Below are 12,223 nucleotides of genomic sequence, written 5' to 3'. Positions count from 1 at the left end.
TTATGACTCCACAACTAACTGATAAATATATGGTTACAATAGCAGAACGACTCACATCCGCCTACGCTAGAATTGCAGACGCGGCAAAAATTGCACAACGAAACACTAACGAAGTCACTCTACTGGCAGTGTCTAAAACTAAACCAAGCGAAGATGTTATTGCAGCTTATGAGCATGGTCAGCGCGAATTTGGTGAATCTTATGTTCAAGAGGCTATAGATAAAATAGCTCAACTACAGTCATATAGCGACATCATTTGGCATTTCATTGGCCCTATTCAATCTAATAAAAGTGCTTTAGTGGCTGCCAACTTTGATTGGGTGCAAAGTGTTGATCGCATAAAAATAGCGAAACGATTAGATTCCCAGCGCCCAGACGATAAACAGCCTCTTAATATACTTATTCAAGTAAATATAAGTAATGAGGAAGCGAAGTCGGGTTGCCACCGCGATGAAATAGATGAACTTGCCGATTTTATTAACCAATGTGAGCACTTAACACTTCGAGGTTTAATGGCAATTCCCGCTAAAAGCAACGATCTGGATACGCAAATTCAATCTTTTGAGCAATTACAAACTTGCTTTGATAAACTAAAGACCCAATATCCTCAAGTAGATACTTTGTCGATGGGTATGAGTAACGATGTTGAAGCTGCCATTAGTGCAGGCTCAACCATGGTAAGGATCGGCACAGACATTTTTGGAACACGAACTTAAAAGGTGATAACAGATTTATGTCAGATAAAAAAATCGCATTTATAGGCACAGGTAATATGAGCTACGCCATTATTGGTGGCATGGTAAAAAACGGTTTTAACGCAAGTAACATTATTGCGACTAACCGCAACCAAGAAAAGCTTGAAAAGGTAGCCTTTGATTTCAAGGTGCAAACTACCAGTGACAATAACGAAGCCCTGCGCGATGCTGATGTAATTGTTTTGTCTGTTAAACCACAAATGATGGGCGATTTATGTAAATCGTTTCAAGAGTCGGGCGTAGATTTTAGCGATAAACTGTTTATTTCTGTTGCTGCGGGCTTAACTGTAAAACGTTTACGTGAAATGCTAGGTCAAGACGTTAAAATGGTACGTTGTATGCCAAATACACCGTCTTTATTAGGCCGTGGTGTATCAGGTTTATATGGCGCGGGCGAAACACAAAGCGAACACGAGTTTGTACAACAAGTTTTTGAATGCACTGGCATTGTTGTATGGGTCGAAAAAGAATCACAAATTAACGATATTATTGCTGTGACCGGCTCATCACCAGCTTACTTTTTCTTATTTATGGAAGCCATAGAAGAAAAAGCTAAAGCGCTGGGCTTTAATGATGAAGACGCTCGTCGTTTAGTACAACAAACAGCCCTTGGCGCCGCAGAAATGGCACTTAGCCAGCCTGATATTACTATTTCGCAACTACGTTCAAACGTAACATCTAAAGGCGGTACTACTCACGCAGCTGTTGAGCACTTAAAAGATGAAGGCTTAACTAAAACCGTTGGCGATGCAATGGATGCGTGTATTGCGCGTGCAGAGCAAATGGAAAAAGAACTTTAAAACCACTTTTTTATTGAAGGTTACACTATGAATGCCATGCAATTTTTAATCAGTACCCTGTTTGATTTGTTTTTAATGGTGGTATTACTGCGCTTTTGGCTGCAGTGGGCAAAAGCCGACTTTTATAATCCAATGAGCCAGTTTGTGGTTAAAGCCACTTCGTTTGCGGTAAAACCACTGCGTAAAATCATTCCGGGATTTGGCGGACTTGATTTAGCATCTCTGTTGCTGGCATTTATAGTGGCTGTAGCCAAAATTAGTACTTTAATGCTTGTTATATATAATGCGTGGGCAATACAGCCTGTAATTATACAAGCACTTATAACGGTACTAAAAGAAGGCCTTAACTTAGTTTTTTGGGTACTTATTATTCGCGCTATTTTAAGCTGGGTTAGCCAAGGTTATAACCCTATAGAAGCGGTTTTCCATCAGCTTACTGAACCAATGCTAAAACCAATTCGTAAAATATTGCCATCAATGGGTGGCTTAGATTTATCAGTTTTAGTACTTATTATTGGTATTCAGTTTTTGCAAATGCTGCTTATGGATTTTTTAGTCTAATATGGATTTTTTAATTAGAGGCCCAAAGGCCTCTTTTTTATATGTTTTGAGGAATACATAATGAACCGTTTAATTAAGTTTTGTTTTATTGCTTGTTTAGCATTTGCATTTAACGCGCAAAGCGAAGAAATGCAAGGCGCACAATATAAAGAGCTTGGCCCTTGGCAAGTGCATTACATCGCCTTTCCTTCTACTTTTATTCAGCCAAAAATAGCAAAAGCGTATGGCCTTGAGCGAAGCGGATACAAAGGCATTGTAAATATTTCTGTTTTAAAAAATGATGCCGAAAATACAGCCCAAACAGCAAAGCTTACTGGCACAGCTAGAAACCTACTTGGCAATAAACAAACGCTTACTTTTAAAGAAGTAAAAGAAGGTGATTCAATTTATTACCTTGCCCAAGTTGATTATACCAACGAAGAGATTTTACGCTTTGAGATTGAAATACAACAAAGTAATCAATTTCAAAAATTACAGTTTCAGCAAAAATTTTACGTAGATTAATAACATGACCAAAACTTTAGTACTTGCTACAGGTAACCCTGGCAAAGTAAATGAGCTAGCTAACATGCTAAGCCCTCTGAATATTAATGTAGTTCCACAGAGCGATTTTAACGTAGGTGAAGTTGCCGAAACCGGCACTACCTTTGTTGAAAATGCCATTATTAAAGCGCGTCATGCCGCTAAAATTACTGGCATGCCTGCTATTGCCGATGACTCAGGTTTAGAAGTTGATGGCCTAAATGGCGCACCCGGTGTTTACTCTGCCCGTTTTGCAGGCCCAGGTGCCAGCGATCAAGATAACATTGATAAGTTACTCGTAGACTTGGGTAATAACCCTATCCGTAGTGCTCGTTTTTGGTGTGTACTGGTATTAATGCGCCACGCAGATGACCCTACCCCCCTTATTTGCAGTGCAAGCTGGGAAGGCGAAATTACGATCACTCAAAATGGCAACGGTGGCTTTGGTTACGACCCTGTATTTTTTGTAGCAGAGAAAAATTGTACCAGTGCTGAGCTTACAAAAGAGCAAAAAAATGCAGTGAGTCATCGCGGCCAAGCACTACAAAAACTACTGCTAGAGCTACAGCAAAAAGGCGGCCTGTGAACCTTCCACCACTGAGCTTATATGTGCACGTACCTTGGTGCGTGCAAAAATGCCCGTACTGCGATTTTAATAGCCACGGACAAAAAGGTGAAATACCTGAAGCTGAATATGTTCAGCATTTAATTGATGATTTAAAAGCAGATTTGCACTTAGTGCAAGGACGTAAAATTCACAGTATCTTTATTGGTGGCGGTACTCCGAGCTTATTAACTGGTGCGGCTTATACTCGTTTATTAAATGAAGTCGACAACCTAATTGGTCTTGAAGAACACTGCGAAATTACCCTTGAAGCCAACCCAGGTACAGTAGAAACAGGTCGTTTTAAAGATTACGTAAAAGCAGGCATTAACCGTATTTCTATCGGTGTGCAAAGCATGCAAAACGACAAGTTAAAAGCACTTGGTCGGATTCATGGCAGCGACGAGGCAAACTATGCCGCGCAACAAGCTAAAGAAGCCGGTTTAAATAGCTTTAACCTTGATTTAATGCATGGCTTACCTGGGCAAACACTTGATGATGCACTGAGTGATTTAAAACAAATAATAGCGCTCGATCCACCGCATATATCGTGGTATCAACTAACTATTGAACCCAATACTCAGTTTGCTTCAAAACCTCCTACCTTGCCACAAGACGAAACACTGTGGGACATTCAAGAGCAAGGGGTCGAGTTACTAGCTCAAGCAGGTTACATACAATACGAAATATCGGGCTATGCAAAACCAGGCTATCAGTGCCAACATAACTTGAATTATTGGCGTTTTGGCGATTATCTCGGTATTGGCTGCGGCGCGCATGGTAAGGTTACTGATGCAAATACAGGGCTTATTACGCGTACTGAAAAGGTTAAACACCCACGCGGCTATATGGATTTAATTAAACCGTATATGTATAAAAGCTGGCATGTAGAGCAAGACGATTTAGCGTTTGAATTTTTTATGAATCGCTTTCGCCTTGTTGAGCCTTGCCCAATTAATGATTTTAATAAACTTACAACACTGCCACTGCAAAGTCAGCAAAGTGCATTAAACCAAGCAATTAATAAAGGTTTATTGACTCAAACAGACAGCCATTGGCAGGTAAGCTTAAAAGGTCATCGCTTTTTAAATGACCTGCTAGAATTATTTGTGTAGCCCCCAGCGCTACACAAAAAATAAATATAAAACACCCTAATGGGTTTCTAACAACAAAAGGGAAAACAATGCGTAAACTTACTTTTATTGCGGCCGCAGTAAGCGTTGCACTACTTGCTGGTTGCCAGCAAACAACACAACAAGCGACTTCGGCTCCTATTGCACAAGCAGTTCAATCACAACAAAGTGAAATAGACAAAGCCAATGCATTTTTTGAAGATACATTTAACCGCGACGTAATGAGCAGTCCTGTATATCAAACATACATGGGTATTAAGCAAGATTACGATAAGTGGGATGATGGCAGCGAAGAAAGACAGCTTAAAGATTTAGCGCAAACAAAAGCTGACCTAGTTGCACTAAAAGCAATCAGCCGTGATTTATTAGATGATGCAACAAAAGTTAGCTACGACTTAAAAAAACAAGATCTTGAAAGCTCAATTGCTGACTTTAAATGGCGCTACCATAATTACCCTGTGAACCAAATGTTTGGTACGCATTCTATGATCCCTGCATTTTTAATTAATCAGCACTCAATTAGTAATGTAAAAGAAGCTAAAGACTACATTTCTCGTTTAAATGGTGTAACTGGTGTTATTGATCAGCTTATCGTTGATTTAACTGTACGTGCAGAAAAAGGCATCATTGCCCCTAAATTTGTATTCCCGCATGTTATTGATTCAAGCAAAAACATTATTCACGGTGCACCGTTTGAAAAAGGCGATGATTCTACATTGCTTGCTGACTTTAAACGTAAAGTAAAAGCGCTTGAAATTAGCCAAGACGAAAAAGACTCGTTAATCAGCGATGCATCAGATGCATTAAAATCGGCTGTTAAACCATCTTACTCTAAACTAATTAATTACCTTGCACAGCTTGAAAAACGCGCAGATGATCGCGATGGCGCATGGAAATTACCTGATGGCGAAGCGTTTTATAACAACGCACTTAAGCGCACAACTACAACAGATTTAACTGCTAAAGAAATTCATGCAATTGGTCTATCTGAAGTGACACGTATTCATGATGAAATGCGTGAGATTAAAGACAAAGTTGGCTTTAAAGGCGACTTAAAAGCGTTTATGCAGTTTATGAAAACTGACAAGCAATTTTACTACCCTAATGATGCACAAGGTAAACAACGCTACCTTGATGAAGCCACTGGGCTTATTGATACAATGAAAACGCGTTTAGATGAGTTATTCATTGTTAAACCAAAAGCAGGTTTAAAAGTAAAAGCGGTTGAAGCATTCCGTGAAAAAGCAGCAGGTAAAGCATTTTACCAACAGCCAGCTCCTGATGGTTCACGCCCAGGTGTTTACTACGCTAACCTTTACGATATGGAAGCAATGCCAACGTATCAAATGGAAGCGCTGGCATACCACGAAGGTATTCCGGGACACCACATGCAAATAGCTATTTCGCAAGAACTAGAAGGTATTCCTAAGTTCCGTAAGTTTGGTGGCTACACAGCGTATATTGAAGGCTGGGGTTTATACTCAGAGTTCATTCCTAAAGAAATGGGCATGTACTCAGACCCTTACTCAGATTTTGGTCGTCTTTCAATGGAATTATGGCGCGCATGTCGCTTAGTTGTTGATACGGGTATTCACGCAATGAAGTGGACTCGCCAAGAAGGTATTGATTACTACGTAAATAACACGCCTAATGCAACATCTGACGGTGTTAAAATGGTTGAGCGTCACATTGTAATGCCTTCACAAGCAACGGCTTATAAAGTGGGTATGCTTAAGATTTTAGAGCTTCGTGAAGAAGCTAAAAAGCAACTTGGTGATAAATTTGATATTCGCCAGTTCCACGACGTAGTGCTTAAAAATGGTCCTGTACCACTTAATGTACTAGAAAACTTTGTTAATGAATGGGTAGCAAGCAAAAAGGCTTAAAACCAATTTAAACAATTGCTTTAAATATGAAAGGTCGCATTTGCGGCCTTTTTTGTTTTATAGTAGCAAAAAAGATTTTGGAAATAATAATGGATTTAAGCATACAACTACTTAATGCGCGTATTTCAAAGCAGCAGTTAAATGAGCTCGATAACGACTTTAGGCAGTTAAGCCCTGCTCAGCAAACTTTGCAGCTTAACCATTTATATGACAGCGCCCAACGGTTGAGTGTTAAGTATGACTTTATGCAAAACATAGCAATCCGTATATTAAGTACTAATACAGCACCTTCTCTATTTATTAACCAACTCACTAATATTGACGCATTGAGCTTTTTCACCCCAGCGCTGAGAGTAAATAAAGGCTTTTTAGTACAAGATACTCAAGGAAATAATGTACTGCACAATGTGTTTAAGCATGCCGATGCTACAAAGCTGCCATTTAACTATGTACGCTCTTTAATGTTGTTTGAATCAAATGATGACTTAGTTAAAGCGTTGGCGCAGCCCAACTCTCACGGATTAACACCAGTTGCCTGCTACATTGCCTATGCAAATAAATCGAGCACACCGGTAAAGCATGAATTCTCAGCTTTGTTAGCATTAATGGAAATAGAGCAAAAACAAAATCCTAACGCAAAACAGCAGCTTGCCAACGTACTAAAAGGGCAAAAAGTTAACGAGACAACAATTTTACTGAGCGCCGCTTACTTGCAACGCTCAACGGCGCAAGTTGCTCACTTAATCAAGGCGCTTTAATTCACTCACAACTTCTCTACGCACACTGTCTATGGCATGTGTAATAGATTGCGCAGCACTTTGCTGATCAACCATATTTGGCCAATTTGTTTGCCAGACCTTTTGTAAGTCTTTTGTTTTTAAATGTACTTTATCAACGGCTAAGTAGCTTAAGTCATGAATTAAGTTAACTTTAACCCAGCCTTTTCTAGGGCTGCCATCTATTTTGTTATTATCGTAATGTGCCGCAAATACAATAAGCTCAAGCTCGGCTAGTTCTTGTAATATTTGAAAGCTAGCAATGCGTGTATTGTTGTTCTCTTCACTTGCCTCCATTCGCCATGCATTATAACTAAAGCCAATAAACGCAAACACCACGCTCGCTATAGCAGTAAAAAAATACGAACGGGGCGCCAGTACAAACTGACCATATTTAGACTCTGACATATTATTTCCTAGGGCCTGTTTATCTTTCGAGGTTAAATTTACAGCAGTATGTTTGGTATTTAGTCAAGGCAGAGCCTATGCAGTGTGGTTATTCCCCATAAATAGGCGATAACGTGGAATAAATGCCAAACATGCGCTGCCCGAAGGGTTCTGCCTAGGGGCAATTTACTCTTTGTTGCCTACATGGATGTAGGTAAGGGGCGTGAGCAGGACGCGGAAGCTTTGCTCGGTTTTTACTTAGCCCGCTAGGTTACAAACCTCACGCCGCGATTAAACCGGCCCCTAGATTGAACAAATTTTAATCCTGAAAGGTCAACAGGCCCTAGTCATTTAAATAATATTCAACACTGGTTACCACTCTTATGTTTTTTATTTGCGGTGTGTTTGAATCTCGATTACTGATACTAAATTGCCCTTGGCGAGCTGTTTTTATTTTGCCTAATTTTGAATTAGAGTCTTTAGCAAATTTATTAGCGACTTCACGCGCTTTTTCAGTTGCTTCTTGCACCATCGCAGGTTTTACATCATTGAGGCCTGTAAAAATGTATTCAACTTTTGTTTCGTAGCTGTCCTGCACTATCGCGATATCTTGTTTAGCAAGCTGGCTTACTTTACTCAGCGCGTTTTGCACTTTATCTGGCGCATCAGAATAAACAATAATATTTGAACGCACTATGTATCTAAATTGCTGATTTTCATTACTGTATTCACGTGCTTGCTTATCAATAACTGACTGGCTGCCTATTGTTATTTCATCGTCGTCAAAACCATGCAGTTTTAAGAAAGCAGTTACAGCATCATTTTTTTTCTCAACTCGGCTTACTAATTTTTCAAGATTATTGTCGGCATCACTAAATTGCAGAGGCCAAATTACCGTATCGGCTATAACTTCTCGCTCGGCCAATCCCTTAACCTGCACAGTACGTTCCATCTCTTTTACACTGAGAGCTGTGCTCTTTAAAATAAACCCTAAGCTAATTAAGCCTATACTTAAACAAATAGCCGCTATAACAATGTAAAAACCGGGGGTTTTATTCACAATAATCTCCTTGATTGATATCAATAATAAGCATCTAGACGCTCGAAATAACACAGTAAACAGGGTACATTGAGACTATAAATAACGCAAAATTTAATCAGCCTAGGAAAAACCATGAGCCTTAAGCGCATTACCCAGTTTTTTAACCCAAGCTCAGTGGCCGTTATTGGTGCCTCTAATATATCAACTCGTGCTGGTTTTGTGGTTATGCGCAACTTACTTCAAGGCGGTTTTAAAGGGCCGATAATGCCCGTTACTCCAAGCCATAGCGCAGTACATGGCGTACTTGCTTACCCCTCTATTGCTGACTTACCAAAAGTACCTGACCTTGCTGTTATTTGTACTAACAAAAATACCTTAATTGATATTATTGAGCAGCTTGGAGAGCTTGGCTGTAAAACGGCTATTGTTATTGCAGATGGGCTTTCTGGGGAGCAAAAAAGCGCGCTTAAAGCATGCGCTCAAGCCAAACAGGTTACTTTGCTTGGACCCAATTGTTTGGGCTTGCTGATCCCTCATATTGGTTTAAATGCGAGCTTTTCACATACAGTGGCAAGCCCAGGTAAAATTGCATTTGTATCGCAATCAGCAGCAGTATGCTCAACCATTTTAGATTGGGCTAAAAACAAAGAAATTGGCTTTTCATATTTTGTATCGGTAGGTGATTGCCTTGATATAAACTTTAATGAACTACTCGACTTTTTAGGTCGTGATGCTAAAACCAAAGCTATTTTACTCTACATTGACAACATTGAAGATATTCGTGGCTTTATATCAGCAGCAAGAGCTGCGGCCTTTAGTAAACCTGTAATTGCAATTAAAACAGGTAAAACAAGTGCAGGCGCACTTGCAGCCGAAATTCACACCGGCGGAAAGCAAAGCTCTGATGCTGTTTACGATGCGTTATTTCAACGAGCGGGTATGCTGCGCGTAAATGATTTACGAGAGCTATTTGCAGCGACACAAACACTCGCCATGCATCCAAAATTATTAAAAGTAGAGCAACTGACAATTTTAACTAATGGTGGCGGCCCGGGTGTTATGGCCGTTGATGAGCTAATTCAAAGCTCCGGTAAATTAGCCGAGTTGAGCGCTGAAACCCGAAATGCGCTAAATAAAGTAATTCCGCAATCAGAAACCACCTCAAACCCTGTGGATATTTTTGGCGATTCAGCACCTGCGCGTTATAAGCAAGCATTAGAAATTTTACTGCACGCAAAAGAAGTTAAAAACTTACTGATTATCCATACTCCCTCAGCGCTTGCGCCCAGCGAAGACTACGCCAACATTATTGTAGAAACCTTACAAACATTACCTAAAATGGCGCGCCCTTACGTTATAACTAATTTTATGGGTGAAGACGCATCTTACGCCGCCAGAAAAGTGTGCTCAAACAACGCAATACCAACTTATAGAACACCAGAGGGTGCTGTTGGCGCGTTTATGCACTTGGTAACGTATCGCCGTAACCAAAAGCATTTAACGCAAACACCTGAGTCGAATACAGATGACGCAAAAATAAATAAAGTAGCAGCTAAAGCGCTTATTAATGAGTTTTTAGATGACGGACAAAGCTACTTACCTACCCATCAGGCAAGCCAAGTATTAAATCACTATGGTATTACATGCATTCAAACTGAGGTGGCTTACACCCCAACAGAAGCCAGAGAGCAAGCCATAGAACTTGGTTTTCCGGTCGCGTTAAAACTTATTAGCCCAAGCATTGCTTCAAAGTCTGAAGTAGGTGGTGTGGTGCTTAACTTAAACGATGCCAACGAGGTTGAACAAACCGCTTTTGCAATGCTTATCCGTATTAAAAACACTTATCCGGATGCTGTTATTGAAGGGTTTTCATTACAAAAAATGGCGCCGCGAGCAGGCGCAAATGAGCTGCGAATTGCGATTAAAACCGAGCCTAATTTTGGTCCTGTTATATTATTAGGTGAAGCAGGAACCGGCCTTGAATATGCGCAAGCCGCTGTTGCTCTGCCTCCACTAAATATGAACTTAGCAAAGTATTTAATTGCCGCAGCGCACGATAAAGGCGTACTAAAGGAGCGCATATTACCCGAAAAAGTTGATAAGTATCGTTTGTGTGCACTGCTAACGCGTATTTCTCAGTTAGTTATTGATCAACCTGACATAAGCTCAATGGAACTTAATCCTATACTTGCCAGTAATGGACAGTTTTTAGTACTCGATGCCACCATGACACTTAGCCGTTATCAAACTCAGAGCAATCGTAAGCGCTTATCTATTCGTCCCTACCCTATTGAACTTGTTGAAGTGGTAACACTTAAAAACAACACCCAAGCTACGCTCAGACCAATAAAGCCAGAAGATGAACAAGCTCATAAAGCATTTGACGAGTCACTTAATAAAGAAGACAGATATAAACGCTTTTTTGGCGAACTACCACAATTTAACCACGATCAACTCGCTAAAATGACGCAAATTGATTACGACCGTGAAATGGCGTTTATTGTTTGCCAACGCTTTGAAGGTAAAACTCGCACATTAGGTGTGTCTCGCGTCATTATGGACCCCGATAACCTGCATGCTGAGTTTGCCATTGTAGTACGCTCAGATTGCCAAGGTTTAGGGCTTGGTCGCATACTAATGAGTGCAGCAATTAACCACTGTAAACGTCAAGGTGTGGAATCGATTGAAGGCATAACCTTACCAGAGAATACAGGGATGATTGAGCTTGCCCGTAAGTTAGGTTTTAAAATTAGTCGCGACTTTGAAGAAGGCAGTATTAATATGGTACTTAAACTTAAATAATGAATGAACCACACACTTTAAGACAAAAAATGGCTTGCCTGTTTGAAGGCACAGGCCAGTACCATCGAGCGGGACATATTCTTGATATTGCACTCATTAGCTTAATAATGATCAACGTTGTAGCCATTGTTATTGAATCAATCCCAAGTGTGGCAGAGCAGTATTACAACGAATTCTTAGTTTTAGAAATTGTCTCGGTCGCTATTTTTGCTATTGAGTACTTAGCCAGGCTTTGGGCTTGCGTAGATAAAACACAATATGCAGCAATGGAAGGGTCTCATACCAAACGTCGGCTTAGCTATTTTTTCTCTCCTTTGGCAATTGTTGATTTAATTGCGATTTTACCAAGCTTAATGATGTTTTTATTTCCTCTCGATTTACGTTTTTTACGCGTGCTCCGACTATTAAGGGTATTTAAACTCACTCGCTACTCACGCGCCATGCAGCTACTTTTAAAAGCCTTTAACGATGAAGGTAGTTCATTAATGGCTGCTTTTTTTATTATGGCCGTCGTGCTTATTTTAGCTTCATGCGGAATTTACTTAATTGAGCACGACATACAACCCGATAAATTTGGCTCTATTCCTGCGGCTATGTGGTGGGCAATGGCAACACTAACAACCGTTGGTTATGGCGATGTAGTACCTATAACGCCATTGGGTAAGTTTTTCGGCGGGGTTATTACACTACTGAGCATGGGAATGGTTGCGATACCTACCGGTTTACTGGCGTCTAGTTTTTCAGAACAAATACGTAAACGCCGCCAATTTTTTGAAGATGCCGTACATGAACAAATTCAAGATGGCACTCTTAATGATACTCAACAAGAACACCTAGAAGAACTACGCTATAAATTAGGCTTGAGTAAACTAGAAGCTAATAAGGCCATTAAAACGCAGTTGAATGAGCATAATAGCCATTTGTTTTGCAGGCACTGCGGTAAAAGGCCTTAAAT

At 40.2% G+C, this 12,223-nt stretch carries 12 protein-coding genes; 10 read left to right on the top strand and 2 right to left on the bottom strand.

Translation table 11 applies throughout. The annotated features are described in order from the left end of the window. Window positions 1-2 precede the first annotated feature (2 nt). From I6E72_RS07420 to I6E72_RS07385, 8 genes are all read left to right on the top strand, one after another. Window positions 3-716 (top strand): YggS family pyridoxal phosphate-dependent enzyme, encoded by a 714-nt coding sequence (locus tag I6E72_RS07420; protein WP_007585410.1) that lies wholly within the window; start codon window positions 3-5, stop codon window positions 714-716. Between the two features lie 17 nt (window positions 717-733). Next, complete coding sequence (gene proC, locus I6E72_RS07415; RefSeq protein ID WP_007585412.1) at window positions 734-1,555, top strand: pyrroline-5-carboxylate reductase; 822 nt, start codon at window positions 734-736, stop codon at window positions 1,553-1,555. 27 nt (window positions 1,556-1,582) lie between these two features. Continuing rightward, complete coding sequence (locus tag I6E72_RS07410; RefSeq protein WP_007585413.1) at window positions 1,583-2,116, top strand: YggT family protein; 534 nt, start codon at window positions 1,583-1,585, stop codon at window positions 2,114-2,116. 60 nt (window positions 2,117-2,176) lie between these two features. After that, entirely contained in the window at window positions 2,177-2,620 is a 444-nt protein-coding gene (locus I6E72_RS07405; RefSeq protein WP_007376526.1) for a DUF4426 domain-containing protein, read from the top strand. A 4-nt stretch (window positions 2,621-2,624) separates the two neighbouring features. Further along, entirely contained in the window at window positions 2,625-3,224 is a 600-nt protein-coding gene (rdgB, locus tag I6E72_RS07400; protein WP_197111662.1) for an RdgB/HAM1 family non-canonical purine NTP pyrophosphatase, read from the top strand. After that, complete coding sequence (gene hemW, locus I6E72_RS07395) at window positions 3,221-4,357, top strand: radical SAM family heme chaperone HemW (RefSeq protein ID WP_024590676.1); 1,137 nt, start codon at window positions 3,221-3,223, stop codon at window positions 4,355-4,357. The genes rdgB and hemW overlap by 4 nt, the downstream gene beginning before the upstream one ends. A gap of 68 nt (window positions 4,358-4,425) precedes the next feature. Continuing rightward, window positions 4,426-6,261 (top strand): DUF885 domain-containing protein, encoded by a 1,836-nt coding sequence (locus I6E72_RS07390; RefSeq protein ID WP_197111660.1) that lies wholly within the window; start codon window positions 4,426-4,428, stop codon window positions 6,259-6,261. Window positions 6,262-6,350: 89 nt separating this feature from the next. Beyond that, on the top strand, window positions 6,351-7,019 hold the full coding sequence (locus tag I6E72_RS07385; RefSeq protein ID WP_165725178.1) for a hypothetical protein: 669 nt from the start codon (window positions 6,351-6,353) through the stop codon (window positions 7,017-7,019). Here the strand turns inward: I6E72_RS07385 and I6E72_RS07380 are convergent. Both I6E72_RS07380 and I6E72_RS07375 read right to left on the bottom strand, forming a co-directional pair. Then, on the bottom strand, window positions 7,002-7,445 hold the full coding sequence (locus I6E72_RS07380; RefSeq protein WP_197111658.1) for a hypothetical protein: 444 nt from the start codon (window positions 7,443-7,445) through the stop codon (window positions 7,002-7,004). The genes I6E72_RS07385 and I6E72_RS07380 overlap by 18 nt on opposite strands. A gap of 322 nt (window positions 7,446-7,767) precedes the next feature. Next, window positions 7,768-8,484 (bottom strand): SIMPL domain-containing protein, encoded by a 717-nt coding sequence (locus tag I6E72_RS07375; RefSeq protein WP_024590673.1) that lies wholly within the window; start codon window positions 8,482-8,484, stop codon window positions 7,768-7,770. Window positions 8,485-8,598: 114 nt separating this feature from the next. Between I6E72_RS07375 and I6E72_RS07370 the strand changes: the two genes are divergently transcribed. Continuing rightward, a complete protein-coding gene (locus tag I6E72_RS07370) occupies window positions 8,599-11,268 on the top strand; it encodes a bifunctional acetate--CoA ligase family protein/GNAT family N-acetyltransferase (protein ID WP_010553300.1) in 2,670 nt (889 codons plus the stop codon). Next, on the top strand, window positions 11,268-12,221 hold the full coding sequence (locus I6E72_RS07365; protein ID WP_024590672.1) for an ion transporter: 954 nt from the start codon (window positions 11,268-11,270) through the stop codon (window positions 12,219-12,221). Before I6E72_RS07370 ends, I6E72_RS07365 begins: the two co-directional genes overlap by 1 nt. Window positions 12,222-12,223 lie beyond the last annotated feature (2 nt).

This window comes from Pseudoalteromonas sp. NSLLW24 (genome assembly GCF_015864725.1).
In the GTDB taxonomy this organism is placed as follows: Bacteria; Pseudomonadota; Gammaproteobacteria; order Enterobacterales; family Alteromonadaceae; genus Pseudoalteromonas; species Pseudoalteromonas arctica.
This window is presented reverse-complemented; position numbering and strand designations above follow the sequence as displayed.

What these genes read in the sequence shown, in the direction of transcription:
- I6E72_RS07410 (WP_007585413.1), top strand. Translation starts at nt 1,583, where the DNA reads ATGAATGCCATGCAATTTTTAATCAGTACCCTGTTTGATTTGTTTTTA.
- proC (WP_007585412.1), top strand. Translation starts at nt 734, where the DNA reads ATGTCAGATAAAAAAATCGCATTTATAGGCACAGGTAATATGAGCTAC.
- I6E72_RS07365 (WP_024590672.1), top strand. Translation starts at nt 11,268, where the DNA reads ATGAATGAACCACACACTTTAAGACAAAAAATGGCTTGCCTGTTTGAA.
- I6E72_RS07405 (WP_007376526.1), top strand. Translation starts at nt 2,177, where the DNA reads ATGAACCGTTTAATTAAGTTTTGTTTTATTGCTTGTTTAGCATTTGCA.
- I6E72_RS07385 (WP_165725178.1), top strand. Translation starts at nt 6,351, where the DNA reads ATGGATTTAAGCATACAACTACTTAATGCGCGTATTTCAAAGCAGCAG.
- I6E72_RS07380 (WP_197111658.1), bottom strand. Translation starts at nt 7,445, where the DNA reads ATGTCAGAGTCTAAATATGGTCAGTTTGTACTGGCGCCCCGTTCGTAT.
- rdgB (WP_197111662.1), top strand. Translation starts at nt 2,625, where the DNA reads ATGACCAAAACTTTAGTACTTGCTACAGGTAACCCTGGCAAAGTAAAT.
- I6E72_RS07390 (WP_197111660.1), top strand. Translation starts at nt 4,426, where the DNA reads ATGCGTAAACTTACTTTTATTGCGGCCGCAGTAAGCGTTGCACTACTT.
- I6E72_RS07420 (WP_007585410.1), top strand. Translation starts at nt 3, where the DNA reads ATGACTCCACAACTAACTGATAAATATATGGTTACAATAGCAGAACGA.
- I6E72_RS07370 (WP_010553300.1), top strand. Translation starts at nt 8,599, where the DNA reads ATGAGCCTTAAGCGCATTACCCAGTTTTTTAACCCAAGCTCAGTGGCC.